Origin of the sequence: Natrinema gelatinilyticum, from assembly GCF_024266705.1 — an archaeon.
GTDB classification, from domain to species: domain Archaea; phylum Halobacteriota; class Halobacteria; order Halobacteriales; family Natrialbaceae; genus Natrinema; species Natrinema gelatinilyticum.
Genome location: NZ_CP100756.1, coordinates 3,495,449 through 3,515,194, shown reverse-complemented (window position 1 = coordinate 3,515,194; position 19,746 = coordinate 3,495,449). Strand labels below are relative to the sequence as shown.

General features: G+C 62.4%; 16 protein-coding genes and 1 pseudogene. 10 read left to right on the top strand and 7 right to left on the bottom strand.

What is annotated here, in order from left to right; all coding sequences use genetic code 11:
* Positions 1 to 35: 35 nt before the first annotated feature.
* The 3 genes and pseudogenes from NJU76_RS17280 to NJU76_RS26605 form a co-directional block, all read right to left on the bottom strand.
* Positions 36 to 1,040 carry a two pore domain potassium channel family protein gene (locus NJU76_RS17280; protein ID WP_254530589.1) on the bottom strand — a complete coding sequence of 335 codons (1,005 nt, stop codon included), beginning with the start codon at positions 1,038 to 1,040 and terminating at the stop codon, positions 36 to 38.
* A 140-nt stretch (positions 1,041 to 1,180) separates the two neighbouring features.
* Positions 1,181 to 1,414, bottom strand: a pseudogene (locus tag NJU76_RS17275) (hypothetical protein); the annotation flags it as partial.
* Positions 1,415 to 1,513: 99 nt separating this feature from the next.
* On the bottom strand, positions 1,514 to 1,648 hold the full coding sequence (locus NJU76_RS26605) for a hypothetical protein (RefSeq protein ID WP_256566099.1): 135 nt from the start codon (positions 1,646 to 1,648) through the stop codon (positions 1,514 to 1,516).
* A 318-nt stretch (positions 1,649 to 1,966) separates the two neighbouring features.
* Between NJU76_RS26605 and psmA the strand changes: the two genes are divergently transcribed.
* The 4 genes from psmA to gyrA all read left to right on the top strand — a co-directional run bounded on the left by psmA (position 1,967) and on the right by gyrA (position 8,302).
* Positions 1,967 to 2,713 (top strand): archaeal proteasome endopeptidase complex subunit alpha, encoded by a 747-nt coding sequence (gene psmA / locus NJU76_RS17270; RefSeq protein WP_254530588.1) that lies wholly within the window; start codon positions 1,967 to 1,969, stop codon positions 2,711 to 2,713.
* The gene (gene psmB / locus NJU76_RS17265) at positions 2,706 to 3,425 is read left to right on the top strand and encodes an archaeal proteasome endopeptidase complex subunit beta (protein ID WP_254530587.1); all 720 of its coding nucleotides are present in this window, start codon (positions 2,706 to 2,708) and stop codon (positions 3,423 to 3,425) included. The genes psmA and psmB overlap by 8 nt, the downstream gene beginning before the upstream one ends.
* Positions 3,426 to 3,752: 327 nt before the next feature.
* Positions 3,753 to 5,687 (top strand): DNA topoisomerase (ATP-hydrolyzing) subunit B, encoded by a 1,935-nt coding sequence (gene gyrB / locus NJU76_RS17260; RefSeq protein WP_254530586.1) that lies wholly within the window; start codon positions 3,753 to 3,755, stop codon positions 5,685 to 5,687.
* A 128-nt stretch (positions 5,688 to 5,815) separates the two neighbouring features.
* Positions 5,816 to 8,302: a DNA gyrase subunit A gene (gyrA, locus tag NJU76_RS17255; protein ID WP_254530585.1), complete on the top strand. Its 2,487-nt coding sequence runs from the start codon at positions 5,816 to 5,818 to the stop codon at positions 8,300 to 8,302.
* A gap of 150 nt (positions 8,303 to 8,452) precedes the next feature.
* On the opposite strand, the gene NJU76_RS17250 is transcribed toward gyrA, so the two are convergent.
* Both NJU76_RS17250 and NJU76_RS17245 read right to left on the bottom strand, forming a co-directional pair.
* Positions 8,453 to 8,986: an Rrf2 family transcriptional regulator gene (locus NJU76_RS17250; RefSeq protein WP_254530584.1), complete on the bottom strand. Its 534-nt coding sequence runs from the start codon at positions 8,984 to 8,986 to the stop codon at positions 8,453 to 8,455.
* 170 nt (positions 8,987 to 9,156) lie between these two features.
* Positions 9,157 to 9,837, bottom strand: coding sequence for a metal-dependent transcriptional regulator (locus NJU76_RS17245; protein ID WP_254530583.1), 681 nt, complete (start codon positions 9,835 to 9,837; stop codon positions 9,157 to 9,159).
* Positions 9,838 to 9,933: 96 nt separating this feature from the next.
* Between NJU76_RS17245 and rocF the strand changes: the two genes are divergently transcribed.
* Positions 9,934 to 10,854 carry an arginase gene (gene rocF / locus NJU76_RS17240; protein ID WP_254530582.1) on the top strand — a complete coding sequence of 307 codons (921 nt, stop codon included), beginning with the start codon at positions 9,934 to 9,936 and terminating at the stop codon, positions 10,852 to 10,854.
* Between the two features lie 116 nt (positions 10,855 to 10,970).
* Complete coding sequence (locus tag NJU76_RS17235; RefSeq protein ID WP_254530581.1) at positions 10,971 to 12,140, top strand: NAD(P)/FAD-dependent oxidoreductase; 1,170 nt, start codon at positions 10,971 to 10,973, stop codon at positions 12,138 to 12,140.
* Positions 12,141 to 12,320: 180 nt separating this feature from the next.
* Here the strand turns inward: NJU76_RS17235 and NJU76_RS17230 are convergent, their stop codons facing one another.
* Positions 12,321 to 12,863 (bottom strand): acyltransferase, encoded by a 543-nt coding sequence (locus tag NJU76_RS17230; protein WP_254530580.1) that lies wholly within the window; start codon positions 12,861 to 12,863, stop codon positions 12,321 to 12,323.
* Between the two features lie 220 nt (positions 12,864 to 13,083).
* Here NJU76_RS17230 and NJU76_RS17225 point away from each other — a divergent pair, with 220 nt between their 5' ends.
* Positions 13,084 to 13,392 (top strand): DUF7344 domain-containing protein, encoded by a 309-nt coding sequence (locus tag NJU76_RS17225; RefSeq protein WP_254530579.1) that lies wholly within the window; start codon positions 13,084 to 13,086, stop codon positions 13,390 to 13,392.
* 134 nt (positions 13,393 to 13,526) lie between these two features.
* Here the strand turns inward: NJU76_RS17225 and NJU76_RS17220 are convergent, their stop codons facing one another.
* Entirely contained in the window at positions 13,527 to 14,336 is an 810-nt protein-coding gene (locus NJU76_RS17220) for an Nmad3 family putative nucleotide modification protein (RefSeq protein ID WP_254530578.1), read from the bottom strand.
* Between the two features lie 673 nt (positions 14,337 to 15,009).
* On the opposite strand from NJU76_RS17220, the gene NJU76_RS17210 reads away from it, so the two are divergent.
* The 3 genes from NJU76_RS17210 to NJU76_RS17200 all read left to right on the top strand — a co-directional run bounded on the left by NJU76_RS17210 (position 15,010) and on the right by NJU76_RS17200 (position 19,737).
* On the top strand, positions 15,010 to 15,744 hold the full coding sequence (locus tag NJU76_RS17210; protein WP_254530577.1) for an MBL fold metallo-hydrolase: 735 nt from the start codon (positions 15,010 to 15,012) through the stop codon (positions 15,742 to 15,744).
* Positions 15,745 to 15,964: 220 nt separating this feature from the next.
* A complete protein-coding gene (locus NJU76_RS17205; RefSeq protein WP_254530576.1) occupies positions 15,965 to 18,973 on the top strand; it encodes an MMPL family transporter in 3,009 nt (1,002 codons plus the stop codon).
* Positions 18,970 to 19,737, top strand: coding sequence for a TrmB family transcriptional regulator (locus tag NJU76_RS17200; RefSeq protein ID WP_254530575.1), 768 nt, complete (start codon positions 18,970 to 18,972; stop codon positions 19,735 to 19,737). The genes NJU76_RS17205 and NJU76_RS17200 overlap by 4 nt, the downstream gene beginning before the upstream one ends.
* Positions 19,738 to 19,746: the final 9 nt, after the last annotated feature.

Below are 19,746 nucleotides of genomic sequence, written 5' to 3'. Positions count from 1 at the left end.
TGAACGACTCGGAGTGCAATGAATAAGAGGCCAGTTCACTCCTCGACCGGAGGCCACTCCCACGCGTCGGCTTTGACCACGCCGAGCAAGCGACGGCGGCGGTCGGTTACCTCGGCGAGGGCCTCGGCGAACTCCTGATCCGAGACGGTCGGGATACCGTCCTCGCGGAGCCGATCGAGGTTCGGCGACCGGGGGACTGCGGGCTCGGGCTCGATAAACGACTCGTCGAGCGTCTCGAGGTAGCTCCGTGCGCTCGACCGAGCGGTCTCGACGACTGCGGGGTCGGGACTGTGCTCGTCCGGGACGGCGTATCGGAAGAGCAAGAGCGACTCGTCGAGGATCGGGACGGCAACGGCAGAGGCGCGTTCGCCCTTCTCGCTGTGGTAATAGTGCAGGATCGGGTACGATTTGTGTTGCTCGGCGAGCTTGCTCAGGTCGGATCCCAGCGTCTCGATCGTCCGCTCGAGCCCGTGGAAGTTCTCGCCGTTCCAGCCCGCGCGGACGAACGCTTCGCTCCGGTCGCCCAACCCAGTGACGGTAGCGGCGAACGAGCGTTTGTCGGAGACGGCCCCGAGGACTGTCAACACGTAAGAGACGCCGAGGGTGACGAAGGCCATCCCAGATGCCGTCGTGAACGCGCTGGCGATTTCCCAGATGTCGCCGCCGTACAGCGGCGTGTAGTCCCCGTTGCCGTCAGTAAACATCGTGTAGGCAACGTAGTAGAATCGTCCCCACCAGTCCGCCGAGCCGCCGGTGCGCGTGTTGACGACGGCAGTCGGGACGCTCGAGAAGATAAACGTCCAGCCGACCCAGATGAACACGATCCACATCGCGAGCGTCAGCGTGAGGGTAATCGGGCCGGCGAGGCTGAGCGCCCTGTTGTGATCTCGAGTCACCTTCCGGAGCCCTATCCAGACGCCGGTGGTGAGTCGGCCCGAGAACGGTCCAGAACCGCCGTCGACCCAGAGGGTCGTCCAGAGAATGTCGACGATCCCGGCGCCGAGCAACGCGATGCCGACGACGAGGGATATCGGGTTCATATCGTGATCGTTCGCGCCTCGACGATGTCCGCCAACACGTCAGCGGTCGCCGCGTTGGTCTCCGGACTGTAGTGGCCGCCTCCCCTGCGATCGGGGTACAGCGATTCGACGTCGCCGTCGGCCGGCGAGAGGTGGGTCGTCACGTCCTCGCCGGGGAGGTGATCGCCCGTGCCCTTCTGTGTCTCCCGATTCGGCTGCGTGCCCCAGCCGGGTTCGGAATCGAAGCTGCTGAACTTCCCCAGTAACTCCCGATCGATCTCGGGGAATTTCTCGGTGGCGACCGAGGGGATCCGTTCGAGCGCTCGAGCGGAGACGAACTCGAGCACCGCCACACCACTGGCGACAGCGAACGCTATCGCGACGAGCAGAAGCATCGATTTCCCCTACTGGAACGGGAACAAAGGGGGTTATGCCGGAATCTGCCATCTCGAGAGCTGTGGGCGGTCAGCCGGCTCGTCTCAGTCTCGGACCGTTCAGGTCGTTTTGTCCCGGACGGTCGCGTCCCGGCGGTGGCCGCGAATCTCGACGGCGCTGTCGATTCCGAGACCGAGTGCGAGCAGGCCGACTCGATCCGCGTACAGTTGAACGAAACGCTGTATCGAGAGCAACGGCGGTGATCCCGTTGAGCAACGGGCTCGAGATGGTAACGGTCTGTCGAATCGACAGCACGAACGGGTGTGACTGTCGGCGTTGTACCAGCGCCACCGTGTCGGACCGTGCGAAACGAAATGGATTACCGACTGCCGAACGGACTGCCCAGTACCGGAGGTGGGTCTGGTTGGCATTCAGCGCGTCGACCTATTGCCTACTGTCTCGACCCCTGTCGCGCTCGATCGGCGACGAAGCAGTCCTCGTTGCCACCAGACAAAGGCCTATAAATTCTTGTCCCTTACCCGAGGTGAAGGTCGTAGTGACCTGAAACAGCAATGCAAGGACAATCTCAGCAGCAGGCCTACGACCGGGGAATCACGATCTTCTCCCCGGACGGACGGCTCTACCAGGTCGAATATGCCCGCGAGGCCGTCAAACGAGGGACCGCGAGCGTGGGTCTCCGCACGTCGGACGGCGTCGTCCTCGCAGCGAATCGTCAGGTGAATTCGTCGCTCATGGAGCGTTCGAGCGTCGAAAAGATCCACAAAATCGACGATCACGTCGGTATCGCGAGCGCCGGTCACGTCGCCGACGCGCGACAGTTGGTCGATCTCGCCCGCCGTCACGCACAGGGCGAGCAACTCCGTTACGACCAGCGAATCGGTGTCGAGACGTTGACGCGCGCGGTCACCGATCACATCCAGGAGTACACCCAGACCGGCGGCGCACGCCCGTTCGGCGTCGCCCTGCTCGTCGGCGGCATCGACGACGGCGAGCCCCGGTTGTTCGAGACGGATCCCTCGGGGACGGACTACGAGTGGCAAGCCGCCGCGGTCGGCGGCGACCGTGACGTTATTCAGGGCTACCTCGAGGAGCACTACCGCCCGGATTCCGACGTCGACGGTGGCATCGAACTGGCCGTGAGTGCACTCAGCGCCTCCGAGGATGGTCTCGTCGCCCCCGAAGACGTCGACGTCGCCACGATCACGACCGAGGACGAGTCGTTCTGGACGGTCTCCGAGGATCGACTCGAGTCCATCGTCGAAGACGTCGACGAGGATGAGGAGGGGACGGATGACTAACTGGATCGCACCGTCGGCGCCACGGCGCGGCGACGAAACGTCTCCATATGCACCCGAATTGGGGTCGGTTCCCAATGGCGCTCGAGCGGACGGCGAGTACGGTAACACCGTCAACAGTACGGGGACGACAACTGTCGGAATCACGACCGACGAGGGCGTCGTCGTCGCGACGGACATGCGCGCCAGCCTCGGCGGGCGCTTCGTCTCGAACAAGAACGTCCAGAAAGTCGAACAGGTCCATCCGACGGCAGCGCTGACGCTCGTCGGTTCCGTCGGCGGGGCACAGTCGTTCATCCGCACGCTGCGCTCCGAGGCAAATCTCTATGAGTCCCGCCGCGACGAGTCGATGTCCATCGAGGCGCTGGCGACGCTCGCGGGGAACTTCGCCCGCGGCGGCCCGTTCCGGGCGATCAATCCCATCCTCGGCGGCGTCGACGACGACGGGAGCCACGTCTATAGTATCGACCCCGCAGGCGGTGTCATGGCCGACGACTACACTGTTACCGGCAGCGGGATGCAACTCGCCTACGGCGTCCTCGAGAACACGTACGCGGACGGTCTCACGCTCGCGGACGCCCGGTCGGCGGCGGCGCGGGCCGTCAAAAGCGCCGTGGAACGCGACACTGGCTCCGGCAACGGTGTCTTCCTCGCCGAAATCACCGACGAGGGGGTCGTGATTCGGGGCCACAAGTCGTTCGACGAAGTCTCGTAGGCGTCCGGTGGATACGGAACGTATCACGAGAGACGAACAGGGAATGCACGACCGGTGCGGTCGGCGTCCAGTCCGACTGAACCGAATCCAACTGCATCGGAACCCGATCGAGCCTCGGTCTGACGGTGCCTCGTACGGTCTGCTGTAACGATGTACCGGTGCAATCGCGACCGTCCTGCGGTTGCACCGGCAATGACTTACAGTAGTCCGTATCAGTCCGCGAGCGGTTCCCCGGTCCGGTGCCTCGGTCGGGCGAACCTTCCCGCGCTCGCGCGCGTACACGTGACTTTTATTAGTACCGGCCCGCTATCCGAAAGCAGGTTTTACATGTCCCAGGAAAGTGAGTACGGCGCCGGTCAAATTCAGGTTCTCGAAGGCCTGGAAGCGGTACGGAAGCGCCCGGCGATGTATATCGGCTCTACCGATTCCCGAGGATTGCACCACCTTGTCTACGAAGTGGTGGACAATTCGATCGACGAGGCACTGGCCGGCTACTGCGACGACATTACCGTTACTATCCACGAGGATAATTCAGTGAGCGTCGACGACGACGGTCGCGGCATCCCGGTCGATACTCACGAGGAATACGACCGCCCCGCACTCGAGGTCATTCTCACGGTCCTCCACGCCGGCGGGAAGTTCGACAACAAATCGTATCAGGTCTCCGGCGGCCTTCACGGCGTCGGCCTCTCGGTCGTCAATGCCCTCTCTGAACGACTCGAAGCCGAAGTTAAACGCGACGGCAGCGTCTTCCGTCACTCGTTCGAGGAAGGCGAACCGGTCGGCGACATGGAGCGCGTTCGAGACATGGAACCGGACGAGGAAACGGGTACTAAAATCCGGTTCTGGTCCGATACGGGCATCTTCGAGACGGACGAGTTCGCGTTCTCGACGCTCTCGAACCGACTCCGGGAACTCGCATTCTTGAACTCCGGCGTCCGCATCACGCTCCGCGACGAGCGTCCGGAAACGACCGACCAGGAGGGCCCCGTTGCCGAGACCTACGAGTACCAAGGTGGTATCCGGGAATTTGTCGAGTACCTGAACGAGACGCGTTCGTCGATGCACAAGGACGTCATCTTCTTCGCGGACGAAGACCAGGACATCCAGGTCGAAGTCGCGATGCAGGCCACCGAGGAACTCCAGGGCTCGATTCACGCCTTCGCGAACAACATCAACACGCGCGAGGGCGGAACCCACCTCACCGGGTTCAAGACCGCCCTGACGCGATGCGTCAACGATTACGCGAACGACAACGATCTGCTCTCCGACCTGGAAGACAACCTCAAAGGCGAGGACATTCGTGAGGGTCTCACCGCGGTCATTTCGGTCAAACATCCCGACCCGCAGTTCGAAGGCCAGACGAAGACGAAACTCGGCAACAGCGAAGTGCGCGGGATCGTCGAAAGCGCCATGCACGAGGGCCTCGGAACCTACTTCGAGGAGCACCCCGACACCGCCCAGGCAATCGTCACGAAGGCCGTCGAGGCCGCGAAGGCGCGCATGGCCGCCCAGAAGGCGGAGGAACTGACCCGACGGAAGTCCGCCCTCGAGTCAACCTCTCTCCCCGGCAAACTCGCGGACTGTCAGACCAAAGATCCCGAGGAGGCCGAACTGTTCATCGCGGAGGGCGACTCCGCAGGTGGCAGCGCAAAACAGGCCCGGAATCCGGAATTCCAGGCAGTCCTCCCGATCAAAGGGAAGATCCTGAACGTCGAGAAACATCGACTCGATCGCATTCTCGAGAACGACGAGATCCGGAACATGATCACCGCGATCGGTGCTGGGATCGGCGACGAATTCGACGTCGACGACATTCGCTACAAGAAGATCATTATGGCGACGGACGCCGACGTCGATGGTGCCCACATCCGAACGCTGTTGTTGACGTTCTTCTACCGGCACATGCGCCCGCTGCTCGAGGGAGGCTACGTGTACGCGACCCAGCCGCCGCTGTACCGCATCCGGTATCGCGGCGAGACCTACGACGCGATGACCGACGCTGAGCGCGACGAGATCGTCGCGGAGAAGTGCGACGGCAACCCATCGCAAGTTCAGCGGTTCAAGGGTTTAGGCGAGATGAACCCCGAACAACTCTGGGAGACGACCATGAACCCCGACAACCGTATCCTCAAACAGATTACGGTCGAAGACGCGGCGGCGGCGGACAAGATGTTCTCCGTCCTGATGGGTGACGCCGTCGAACCGCGCAAGCAGTTCATCAAAGACCACGCGCCGGAAGCGGAGTGGATCGACATCTAGCCAGCGAAAATACTCCCCCGCCTGTGGGTCGGCTGTCGGCCCGTTCGCGAGTTCGCGACGCGAACTCGCTCACGGTTGGGAGCCTGCCAACGAACCCACTACCATCAACCCACAAAACAAGCCAATACATGAGTTCAGACGTACCCGATCCAACGGACGTAGAGGCTAGAGCGGTCGAAAACGTCCGCATCGAAGACGAGATGGAGCAGAGCTACATCGACTACGCGATGAGCGTCATCGCCGGTCGCGCCCTTCCGGACGTCCGCGACGGGCTCAAACCCGTCCACCGGCGCATCCTCTATGCGATGCACGAAATGGGCGTCACGAGCGGTTCGTCCCACCGCAAGTCTTCCTCGATCGTCGGGGAAACGATGGGTGACTACCACCCCCACGGCGACAGCGCGATCTACGACACTCTGGTCCGGATGGCCCAGGACTTCTCGATGCGCTACCCGCTCGTGGACGGTCAAGGGAACTTCGGATCGATGGACGGCGATCCGGCCGCCGCGCCCCGGTACACTGAGGCGCGGATGGCCCCTGCCGCCGAGGAACTGCTCGCCGACATCGAGAAGGACACGGTCGATTTCTCGTCGAATTACGACGACCGCCTGCAAGAGCCGGACGTGCTACCAGCTGCGTTTCCCAACCTGCTGGTCAATGGCTCGTCGGGAATCGCAGTCGGCATGTCGACGAACATTCCGCCGCACAACCTCGGCGAAGTGATCGACGCCACGATCGAGTTGATCGACAACCCGGATGCGACCGTCGACGAGTTGATGAACCACGTCAAGGGTCCAGACTTTCCAACGGGGGCGAACATCGTCGGCCGGGATGCCATCTACTCGGCGTACAAGACAGGCCGCGGCCGCATTCGCGTTCGCGCGGAGTTCGAAGTCGAGGAGTGGAAGTCGGGCCGCGAGCGCATCGTCGTCACCGAACTCCCCTTCCAGGCCAACAAAGCTCGACTCGTCGAGCGCATCGCAGAGGACGTCAACGAGGGGGATATCGACGGTATCTCCGACCTTCGCGACGAGTCCGATCGAGACGGCGTCCGCATCGTCATCGAACTCAAACGCGGGGCGAACGCCGAGGTCGTCAAGAATAAGCTGCTCGAGAATCACCTCGAGCGGACCTTCGGCGTCATCAACCTCGCGCTGGTCGACGGCCAACCGCAGGTCCTCTCGCTGAAGGAGACCCTCGAAGAGTACGTCGCCCACCGCCGGGAGGTCGTCCGGCGACGCAGCGAGTACGACCTCGAAGAGGCCGAAGATCGAGCACACATCCTCGAGGGTCGGCTCACGGCCGTCCAGAACGCCGAGGACGTCGTCGAACTCATCCGAAACAGCGAGGATCGGTCGGCCGCGAAAGCGACGCTTCAGGAACACTACGACTTCTCCGAGGAGCAGGCGACCCACATCGTCCGGATGCAACTCGGAAGTCTGACCTCGATGGAGACCACCGAGATCGAAGACGAGTACACTGACGTACTGGAGGAAATCGAACGACTCACCGAAATCCTCGAGAGCGAGCAGGAACTGTTTGGTGTCATCAAGGACGAACTCCGTGAAATCAGAGACGAGTACGCCGACGAACGTCGGACCTCGATCGTCGAGGATCAGGGGACGGTCACCCACGAGGACCTCATTCCCGAAGAGGAAGTGTTCGTGGTCATGACCGAGGACGACTACGTCAAGCGGATGCCGATCGACGCGTTCGATCCCCAGGGACGGGGCGGTAAAGGCATCATCGGCGCGGACGTCAAAGACGACGACCGGGTCGCCACGGTCTTCCGAGCGAACACTCACGACTACTTGCTCTGCTTTACCAATCAGGGCGAGGTCTATCGACTCAAAACGTACGAAATCCCCGAGATGGGCCGCACCGCACGAGGAAAGTCCGCGGTCAACATCCTCGATCTGGACCCCGGCGAGGACATCACCGCGATCGTCGATACCGACGCGTTCGGCGACGACGAATACGTGACGATGGTCACCCGAAATGGCTACGTCAAGCGCGCTGCCGGCGAGGAGTTCGACAACATCCTCTCGACGGGTATCATCGCCGCCGATCTCGAGGAAGGCGACGAACTCGTCGACGTCGAAGTGACTGACGGGTCCAAGGACCTCGTGGTCGCGACGGAGGGCGGTATGACCATTCGGTTCGATGAGGACGAGGTTCGAGCGATGGGACGCAACGCCCGCGGTGTCAACGGCATCAAATTGCAGGATGACGACGCGGTCGCGGGGTTGGTTGCGACGGACGAAGCTGACGAACGCGCGCTGCTGACGGTCACGGAAAACGGCTACGGCAAACGGACGCTCCTTTCGGAATACAGAACGCAGTCACGATACGGCAAGGGACTGATCGACATTAAGACCGGCGAGCGAAACGGCTCCGTAACGGCCGTCAAAGCGGTTGCAGCGGACGATCAGGTCGTCCTGATGAGCGAGCGCGGCCAGATCGTCCGCACGCGCGTCGACGAAATTTCGACCGTAGGGCGGAACACGATGGGCGTGATCGTCATGGATGTCGACGACGGAGACGCGGTCGCGAGCGTCGACGTGATTCCGGCTGCCGCGGCTGGTGCTGGGGACGACGTGGGCGAGACGAACTGACCGCGACGCACACGATTTTGAGACGGATTGTGGGCTGAACGGCATCGACAGTATCCACTGCAGTGAGCGGAACGTATCCACGGATTCGAGAATGCGGACGCAGTCACGGTCGCTGTACGGAAAGAGAAGAGACGGGGAGTACGCACCGATTCAGTGTGCCGGTTCTTCCGCGGGCGCGATCATGTCGTCGATCCGAAGGATGATGATGTTGTTTGTGTCGTCTTTCCCGTCGACGGTTCCCTCGATGACGAGTTTCGAGAGCGGCGTCGGGCCGACGGTGACCGCGTCGTTTTCGTGAATGTCGCTGAGCGATCCCTGGATGTGAACCTCCGCGCGACAGAGTTCCGGATGGTGGACGCTCGAGAGGTCGATTTCCTCGATGATGGTGTCCTCGACGAGTTCGCCTTCGTGTTGCATCGGGACCGCCGCGGGTTCGTCCATCTGTTGGATCTCGAGTGCCTCGTAGGCGGAGGCCGTGGGTTTGTAGCCGCCTTTCGGCCCAGGTACCCCTTCTACCAACTGCAAGGCTTTGAGACTCTGCATCTGGTTCCGAATCGTGCCGGGGTTACGGTCGACCTGTTCCGCGATATCTTCCCCCTTGATCGCGTCTTCGGACTCTTTGTGGAGGTTCGTCAGCGCGCGGAGTATTTTCTTTTGGCTGGGTGTGAGTTCGATGGATGACATAGTCGCATATTCGTAGTTGCGTTCCTTAAACCCGGCGGGTCAACGGCGCGTTCGGTCGAGATTGTGCTGATTGGATCGGCGCTTTGCGTAATTCCAGTTCGTTCTGTCGGTCAGCGAGTCCCAACCGTTCAATCCACCGGTGAGGTCGGTTCGGGGACCGGCGGCGATGACTACGGCTTCGGTTCCGTCGGTTTCGCGACCCGGACGTGGTGAGCGACGGATTCCGGCAGTGAGACGGGTTCGTTGACTTCGTTCGAGCGAGCCGTCACCATTCCGAACGGTGCAATCTCGAGGATCTCCAGTTCGACGCCGGGTTCGACGCCGTGGTCGGCGAGATACGAGAGGACGGCCGGGTCGTGGTCGGCGACTTCGGCGACCGTTACTGTGGTCCCTTCGTCGAATTCGGTAATCGACTCGCCCTCGGGACGTTCAGGCGGTTCGAGGTCGGCGCTTGGAATCGGCGACCCGTGGGGATCGACGGTGGGTTCGCTGAGGGCGTCGGCGACGCGCTCCTCGAATTCCTCGCTGATGTGGTGCTCGAGCCGGTCGGCCTCCGCGTGGACCTCTGACCAGTCGTAGTCGAGGTGTTCCGTGAGATAGGCCTCGAGCAATCGGTGGTGGCGGACGATTTCGAGGGCGACAGTCTCGCCCTCGTCGGTCAGGGTCACCCCGCGATACTTCTCGCGGTCGACGAGTTCGCGCTCTTCGAGTTTGTCGAGCATGCTGGTAACGGTCGGCGACGTGACACCCAGCTCGTCGGCGATTTCGGATGTCTTGATCCGATCAGTCGTCTCGCGCTGGAGCTGGTAGATGGCTTTGAGGTAGTCTTCCATCACGTCGCTCAGCATCATACTACTGCGAGATTAGGATCGTCCATCCCTAAAACTATCGCCAGCGCAGGATCGGTGAATCGCCACGACCAAACCAGTCGACGCTGTATCCCGGGTATGGGACGAGCTGTCAGAATCATCGGTGCGCCGATGGACTATGGAGCGAACCGTCGCGGTGTCGACATGGGGCCCTCTGCGATCCGATACGCGGACCTGGCCGATGGGCTCGAACGGGCTGGCGTCGCCCCGGTCGACGACGGTGATCTGTCGATGCCGAGGGCGGAAGAGCGCGATCCGGACGCCGACCAGCCCAGACACGGGAACGCGAAATTCCTCCGGGAAATCGAAGACGTCTGTCGCCCGTTGAGCGATCGGGTTGCGTCGACGCTCGCGAACGGCGAGTTTCCACTCGTGTTGGGCGGCGACCACTCCGTCGCGATCGGGTCGATCAACGGTTCGGCGCGGGAGGCGACTCTCGGAGTGATCTGGTTCGACGCCCACGCCGACTGTAACACGCCCGAGACCTCGCCGAGTGGTAACGTTCACGGAATGCCGCTGGCTGCCGCTCTCGGACGAGGTTCGTTCGGCGAGACGACGTGGGCACCCGCATCCGGGCTCCGCGAGTCGTCGCTCGTCTACGTCGGCCTCCGAAGCATCGACGAGCGCGAGCGCGCACTGATCCGGGACAGCGATATGACCGCGTTTACCATGTCCGACATCGACCAGCGGGGCATCTCCGCCGTCATCGAGGATGCGATCGCGATCGCGACAGACGCCACCGAGGGCGTACACGTCAGCCTCGACCTCGACTGGCTCGATCCCAAGACGGCGCCCGGAGTCGGCACCCCCGTCCGCGGCGGCGTCACCTATCGGGAAGCTCACGCCGCCTTCGAGGCGATTTCACGTCGGGATGAGGCGGACGGCATCCTCCGATCGATGGACGTCGTCGAAGTGAATCCGATCCTGGACGAGGCGAACGAGACGGCGACGCTGGCGGCTGAGCTGACAGCGAGTGCCTTCGGCAAGCGTATTTTGTGAATATCTCCGCCGCCGCGTTCGATCAGTGATACGTGTGATCACAGTCCAATGAGAACACCGTACACACGAATCCCCGTTTCAACACCTTTGTATCATAGGGTTTCCGAGTGTGGCGTATGACGGAGAACGTCGTCGTGCTCGGTGCCGGTTACGCCGGTACTGGTGCGATCAAAAAGCTTCAGTCGGAACTCGGGGGAAACACCCGGCTAACGTGGATCGCTGACGTCGATTACCATCTCGTTCTACACGAGTCTCACCGCGTCATTCGGGACCCCGACGTCCGCTCGGATATCACCTTTCCGGTCGATCAGATCATGGACCCGACGACCCAGTTCATCAAGGACGAAGTCGTCGGTCTCGACGTCGACGAACGGGTCGTCGAACTCGCGGAGGGCGACGATGTCGAGTACGACTACGTCCTCGTCGGCCTGGGGAGCCAAACTGCCTACTACGGAATCCCCGGCCTCGAGGAGCACTCGCTGACGCTAAAGAGCCTCGACGACGCCCTGGAAATCCACGAGGCCGTCACCGACGCCAGCCAGAACGCGACTCGCGGCGATCCTGCACAGATCGTCATCGGCGGCGCTGGCCTCTCCGGCATTCAGACGGCTGGCGAAATCGCAGAGTTTCGTGATATCCATCGTGCGCCGATCGAAATTCACCTCGTCGAGGCCCTCGACGAAATCTTCCCCGGCAACGATCCGGAGATCCAACAGGCGCTTCGGGACCTGCTAGAGGACGCCGGCATCCGGATCCACACGGACGACCCGATCACCGAAGCGAACGACGATGCGATCGAATTTGACGAGGGCGAACCTCTCGAGTACGATGTCCTCGTCTGGACCGGCGGAATCACTGGCCGAGACGCGTTCGACGACGCCGACCTCGAGAAAGAACACAACCGGTTGCCGACCGAGGCGAACTTCCAGACCTCGGACGAACGGGTGTTCGCCATCGGGGATTCGGCCATTATCGATCAAGGAGACCAGCCCGCCCCACCGACGGCGCAGGCCGCGTGGCAAGCCGCAGAAGTGGTCGGCGAGAACATCTCGCGCGCGCTCGAGAACCGACCGCTGAAGACCTGGGAATTCGACGACAAGGGGACCGTGGTCTCCGTCGGTGAGAAAGCCGTCGCCCACGACGTCAAGCCCGCGTTCGGCATCTCTCTTCCCGTCGACACGTTCGGCGGCTTCCCGGCGCAGAATCTGAAGAAGATGATCGCCGCCCGCTGGATCGCCGACGTTACCTCCTGGAACGAGGCCCGACAATCCTGGTCGTCGCTGTAGATCCGGCGACTCGGACCGACGATCCGTCTCGAACAGACCGTTCGGAAGCGATCGCTTCTCATCGGTGTATTGACGAACGAGTTCGATTCCGTGTCTGGTGACCGCCGATTCGGCCCAGATCGATGAGCGGCCGTCCCGAAAGCGTGACCCGCCTCCTCGTGATCCGAGTACCGATCTGCGCTACTCGAGATCCGCCTCGTCTCGGTCCGTTCCCCCGCGACCCATCGATTCCGCCGGCACGCCCGCGACGGTCGCTCCGGGTGGGACGTCACGAGTCACGAGCGAGTTCGCCGCGATCCGAGCGTCCGGGCCGATTTCAACACCGGGGAGGATTATCGCGCCCGCTCCGATCATCGCCCGCTCGCCGACGACGACCTCTCCGGTCCGGTACTCGTCCTGGAGAAATTCGTGACAGAGAATCGTCGCGTCGTAGCCGACGATCGCATCCGAACGGACGGTGATGAGATCGGGCCAGAAGACGTCCGGCGTGGCCTCGAGGCCCCAGGAGACGCCGTCGCCGACCGTGACGCCGATCCGGCGGAGGAGCCAGCGTTTGAGACGGAGGCTGGGAGAGATTCTGATCAGCCAGACGACGATGTAGTTGATCGCTACCCGGATCGGATTGCGGGCGGCGGTCCAGTGAGCGAGCGAGTTTCGCGGTCCGGGTGTCACGTGGCGCTCGACGCGTGCGTGACGCGGCGGCGGTTCGTCGGAAGCTGTCACTGTCGGCACTGTTGGAGGTAACGCTACAAGAAACCGATCTATTCGGTACCGCCACTCCGGACGGTACAGGTTGCGTGACAAATCGCGAAAGTAATCAGTCCCTCGTATCACGAGCCGTGCGAGCCGGTTCGTGCCCGGACCAAACTGGTTAGGGACTATCGACGTATGGACCGACGACCGACGACCGCCTATGTCACAGGTCAGGTCCGACTCTCTCGAGATGTCCACTATTCACGTGCTCCTCTCGGACGAAACGCGGAGAGCCGCGCTTCGCCGTCTGGGCGCGGTCGAGCGAACGACGATTCAAGACCTCATGCGGTATCTCGTGACGGACGATCGGACTGCGGGAGTCGCTGAACACCTCGATTCTCGAACGCTCACGATCAGGCTAATTCACGATCACCTTCCGCGTCTCGCGGAACACGGCGTCGTCGACTACGAGAATCCCGGCGACGGGATACAGCCCGGCCCGACGTTCGACGATGTCGCGCCGTTTATCGATCCGCTCGAGCGCTCTGAGAGCCAGTAGTCGTCGCCGCGACCTCGAGGTCGTATTCGTGTGTCGACCCAGTACCGATGGCGGGCCGAACTACCGTTCCCAGACCCTCTCGAACCAATATCATGCGCGACGACGGGTCTGCAGGATGGGCGCGATTTGTCCATCTAGCCAGTATGCGAATCGGTTACCGTCCGCTCACCGGGGACGCCGATCACTTCGCGGAATTCGGACCCCGAGAGATCACACCGGTAGGCCGGTTTGTACATCATGTTCGCGCCGCCGGCTCGGACGTTCCATTCGGTCGCGATTTCCTCACGCAGGTAATACTGCGGTCGCTCGTTGCCGTCTGCGACGTAGTAGTCGCTGAGCCGAATCGGCTCTCGGTCGAAGAGGCCGCCGGGCTCGCGGCCGTCGACGATCACGATCTGTTTCTCGAGGTAGAGGTCACCGTCTCGGGCGCGTTTCGCGTGTGCGTTTTCCGAGTGTGCGGTGATGATCGCCGCGCGCTCGGTCGGCGGAGTTTCGGGGCCGAGGACCACCACCTGGTCGACGGTGAAGTAGCCGATCAGATATCGGTGGGCGCGGTTCCCGTCGGATCGGCGAAGGCCGGCGTAGAAGCCGACGACGTCGCCAGACTCGAGTGTGCGCAGCCGCGAGACGTAGCCGCTGGTCCGGTGTTCACCGTACGTCATGGCCTCGAAGTTGGGATCGTGGTGGAGGGGCCAGGACTCGAGTTCGTCCCCTGAAACCGTCTCCGTGCCGTCGTGTACCGGTTGCGGAGTGATACGGGTCGTCAGGTCCGCCGCCACGCCCCCACCCGCCCTGAGCGGCCACGATCCCAGGGTTTCGGCTTCCGTTGTCGCTCTGGTTTTCTCGGGAATCGGGACGTATTCGAATCGTCCGTCGTCGTAGAGGGGCGCCAGTGCGCCGAGGTTCGTGCTATCGGCACCGACGCCGGCGAGAACGACCGTCATGGTCCGGGTATCGTCTTCCGATCCGACCGACGTGGCGAAAAAACCGCCGATATGGACCAGTCGTTCCCCGTCTGGAGGACCGTCGGACTGGCGGTGCTGGGCCGAGAGTGACGACGACCATCAGTGGCGGACGACGGGGGCACGAGAGGGATAGCGGGAGGTTTCGATGGTGCCGACGCGATTCGCAGGTGGCGTACTCGCTACCGATCGTTCGGCCGAACGACACGATCGAGGGGAATCAACATGACGAGAAATACCGATCCCATCGCCGTGATGCCAATCCAGGCGGTCGACAGCCAGCGTCCAGGAAGGGCACCGGCGGTTTCGAAAAACCACAGGTCGCTGTAGACACGGACGAACACAGACTGACGGCATACAGCCGCAGCAACCAGCCGACGACGCGATACAGCGTCGTTCTTGTGACCGAAGGCGGAAACGAATCCTCGAAGCGGTCAATCGTCCTCTCACTGTCCGGATACCGGTACGGTTCGCCTCCACGATATCGTCGGCGGCTGAGTACCGTTCGCGGATCGGGACGCGGTCCATCGGACGGGTGATCGCAGGCGATTCTATCGATACGGTACACCACGTCGGAGAGTCCATCTGCTCTAATCTTTGTGGCGCCTCGAGCACGAAGAGTATCCTTATCGGGGCGGAGGTGCCAAACACGCCTATGCGAATTACCTTTCTCGGCACGGGGAGCGCGATGCCCACCGACGACCGGGTTCAGGCGGGGATTCTCGTCAAGGACGACGGCCGGACGCTGTTGATCGACTGTGGCGCCGGGGTGCTCCATCGACTCCAGCAGTCAGGCGTCGGCTACGAGAACGTCTCGACGATCCTCCTGACCCACCATCACCTCGATCACGTCGCCGACGTGTTGCCGCTCATAAAGGGCCGCTGGCTCGCCGGCGAGGAGCATCTCGAAATCGTCGGGCCGCAGGGAACCAAGGCCCTGGTGGACGACCTGCTGTCGATCTACGAGTACATGCAGGGCAAACTCGAGTTACAGGTCCGGGAGGTCGTTCCCGGTGAGTTTTCCGTCGCGGGGTTCGACGTCTCGGCCTACGAAACGCAGCATTCGCTGCCGTGTCTGGCGTATCGGTTCGGCGATCTGTTTACGTTCAGCGGTGACAGCGAGGCCTTCGCAGGGCTCGCGAACTTCGCCGAGGGGTCGGCGATCCTCGCGCACGATTGTTCGTTCCCCGACGACGTCGACGTCTCGAATCATCCGACGCCCGAATCGCTGGGTCGGGAACTGGCCGGTCGAGAAATCGGTCGCGTCTACCTGACCCACCTCTATCCCCACACTGACGGTCACCACGAGGAAATGCTCGAGTCGATCGGAACTCACTACGACGGCGACGTCCGATTCGCCGAGGATCTACTGACCGTTTCGATCGATTGACATCGTCGACGACGCGGTGGGTGGAACGGGCACTTATTTAATAGCCAGTATATTTTTGTATCAATCTTATACCATTCAGTACTGTAGGCTCATTCTCTCGATTTCGGGCTCCGACCGTTCTGGTGTAATTTCCAAACACGTATATACTGCCGAGTTTGTAGGATCATAACAACAGAATGGTTTCCTGTACCATCACCGAACGCATCCGAGAGGTGACCGGATGAGCGTCCCGGAGCGACTCGCCGACGCAATCGCGACGCACACGCGAATCGTCCTCGCCGTTCTCCTGCTCTCGACGGCAGTCGTCGGGGCCGGGATGCCCAGGGTCGACGACGACTCCTCGCTCTCCCAGTTCGAAAGCGACTCGCCCGAGGCGAAGGCCCTCGAGCGCATCGACGGCAACTTCACGAGCGACCAACGTGAGAACACGACCAGCGTCCAACTGATCGTCCGCGGCGACAACGTTCTCAGCAAGAAATCGATAATCTCGTCGCTCGAGTTCCAGCAGGAACTGCGGGCGAACGAGTCGATCAATTCGACGTTCGTCGAGAACCAGTCGATTACGGGCGTCGAAAACATCGTCGCGATCACGGCGATCAAGGGCGAGCGATCCGCCGAACTGAACGAGACGCGTTCGCAGTTGCAGGACGGACTCAACCGGACGGTCGGACTCCAGGGGCAGTACGAGCAGTTGAACGAGTCCTACGAGAACGGCGCGATCAATCAGACCGCGTATCAGACGCGCTCGGCGCAACTCGAGGCCCAGTTCGACGCGGTCGTCGAGAACGCCACGGCCGACCTGAGCGAGAACCAGACCGAACGGTACGAGTCGGCCGTCGCACAGGCTCGCTCGATCGAATCACAACGGTACCAGATCCGCGCGCAAACGGAAACGCCGAGCGAGAACGCCGAGTACCAGAATCTCTCGTCCGAACTTCAAGACGTCTACAGAGCGGGCACGTACGGCGTCTTAGAGGAGGAGTACGCGGCGCTCCAGAGTTCGGTGCAACCGCCGTTAGAAGAGCAAATCGACGCGCTCGAAGACCTGAACGAACGAGAGTACGAGCGGACGCTCAGCCGAACCCTGTCGGGCAACGAATCGGAAGACAACTTCGCAATCGCGTTGATGCCGACGTCGTACGAACCGGGGAGTACGCAAGCCGATGCTCGGATGACGTATCTCACCCAGCAGACCGAAGACGAGACGACCTCGGGGATGGCTGGAGCCGTCAGCGATCGCATCATCGAGAGCCAACTCCAGATACGTGAGCTAGCAGACACAAAGGACCAAGAGTACCTCGTGTTCGGCGGCGGTGTCATCACCGACGAGATTCAACGATCGATGGGCGACAGTCTCGCCATCGTCGGCCCGCTCGCGCTGTTGTTCGTCGTGATCGCGCTGGTCGTGGCGTATCGCGATCTGCTCGATATTATCCTCGGCATCGTCGGCATCATCGCCGTTCTCGTCTGGACGTTCGGCTTTATGGGCTGGGCCGGAATCGCGTTCAACCAGATGTTCGTCGCAGTGCCGGTACTGTTGATCGGGCTTTCGATCGACTACGCGATCCACGTCTTCATGCGTCACCGCGAACAACGAGCGGAAGTCGGCTCGATCGACAGCGTTCGCGGCTCGATGTCGACTGCGCTCGCAGGCGTCGGCGTCGCCCTCGTCTGGGTGACGGCGACGACCGTCATCGGCTTCCTCTCGAACCTCGTCAGCCCGATCGGCCCTATTCGAGAGTTCGGCATCGTCAGTTCAGTCGGGATCGTCGCCGCCCTGATCGTCTTCGGCGCACTCATTCCCGCCGCGAAGATCGAGATCGACGAGTTCCTCGAGTCTCACGGCTTCGATCGCCGAAAGCGTGCGTTCGGGACCGGTGAGGGCCGATTCAGCGACGCGCTCGCCGTGGGTTCCGTCGCCGCCAGAAAAGCACCGGTGGTCGTCCTCATCGGCGCCCTCGTCCTCACTGCCGGCGGCGTCTACGGCGCGACGCAGGTCGACACTAGCTTCGAACAGGAAGACTTCATCGCGGACAGTCCCCCGGAGTGGACCGACAGCCTGCCCGGGCCGCTTCAGCCCGGCGAATACCAGGCCAAAAACGATCTCGACTACGTCAACGAGCACTTCCAGCGGGAGGACAGCCAGGCACAGATCCTCATCGACGGGTCTGTCACCGACCCGGCCGTCCTCGATCGAATCGAAACCGCTCGGAGCGAGGCCACCGACAGCGACATCGCCTACGAACTCGCAACCGGCGAGGCCGACGTGCAGGATCCGCTGTCGACGATGGAGGCGGTCGCCGCTCGCAACGAGTCGTTCAACGAGTCGTTCGAGGCGGCCGACACGGACGGCGACGGCGTCCCCGAAGAGAACGTCTCGGCGCTATACGACCAGTTGTTCGAAATCGATGGCGAAGCTGCGAGTCAGGTGCTCCAACGCACCGAAGACGGCGAGTACGAGTCCGCACGATTGGTCGTCGCCGTCAAGGGCAGCGCCTCGAGCGGCGAAACGACGGACGAGATGCAAGATATCGCCAGTTCGATCGAGGCCGACAGCGGCGACCGCTGGAGTGCCATCGCGACCGGCGATCCGATCGTCAGCTACGTCGTCGAACAGGACCTGCTCGATACCGTCATCGAGAGCCTGCTGATCACGCTCGTGGCCGTCTTCGTCTTCCTCACCGTCGCGTACAGGTTGACTGGCAGTAGCGCGACGCTTGGAATCGTGACCTTATTGCCGGTCGCGTTCGCGGTCAGCTGGATCCTGGGAACGATGTTCGTAATCGGGATGCCCTTCAACATCCTCACTGGAATGATCACGAGCCTCACGATCGGGCTCGGGGTCGCCTACAGCATCCACGTCAGCGACCGGTATTCGCTCGAACTCGAGCGACAGGGGAACGTCTGGTCGGCGCTGCGAACGACGGTAACCGGTACCGGCGGGGCCTTGCTCGGGAGTGCAGCGACGACCGTCGGCGGATTTGGGACGCTCGCGTTCGCGATCCTGCCTGCCCTCCAGCAGTTCGGCATCATCACTGCACTGACGATCACCTACGCGTTCCTCGCGAGCGTGGTCGTCCTCCCGGCGCTGCTGGTGCTGTGGACGCGATACCTCGGACCCGACGTCTCCTTCGATCCGTCGGGGGCCCGCCATTCGACCCCCGCCGCGAGCGACGGTGGGAGGCGGACCGCGGTCGACGATCGATCATCGGAGGGCGACGAGCGGTGACCGCCGACGAAAACGTAGCCGTCGACGCGTTCGAGGGCCTCGGTCTGACCAGCTACGAGGCCAAAGTGTTCATCGCGCTGCACCGACTCGGCGCAGGCGCTGCGCGAGACGTCGCTGACATCACGGACGTCCCCCGTTCGCAGGTCTACAGCGTCGCTGAGAGCCTAGAAGAGCAGGGGTTGCTCGAGGTCCAGCAATCGAATCCGATTCGATATCGGCCGGTCAGTGTCGAGGAGGCGCGAGAGACGCTTCGAAACCGATTCGAACGTGAGCAGGATCGGGCCTTCGAGTACGTCGAAACCGTCAAGAACGAGCCCGCGGGCGAAGAAACCCAGGAGGACATCTGGACGGTCCGTGGTCGTGATCGCGTCGACGATCGCATCGACGATATCCTCTCGCACGCCCAAGAGCAGATCGTCTTCGGTACTCGTCTCCCGGAACTCGTCACGGATTCGATCGAACGGATACTCACGGAGCGCGCGGCGGCCGGCGTTACGGTCGTCGTCGTCAGCAGGTCGACGGCGGTACAGGATCGATTCGCCGACATCGAGGGCGTCACTGTCGATACACCGCCGGCCCATCGGACCGACGATCAGTGCTCGGGGCGGATCGTCATCGTCGACGACGATAGCATCCTCCTGAGCGTCCTCGGACCCGAGGACAGCGAAACTGCAATCTGGAGTTCGGGGTCGCTGTTCGCATCGGTTCTGATCCAATTGATCGAGGCCAGCGACGAAGTTCGGATCGAGACGGACGGACGCTAAGCGGCGGGT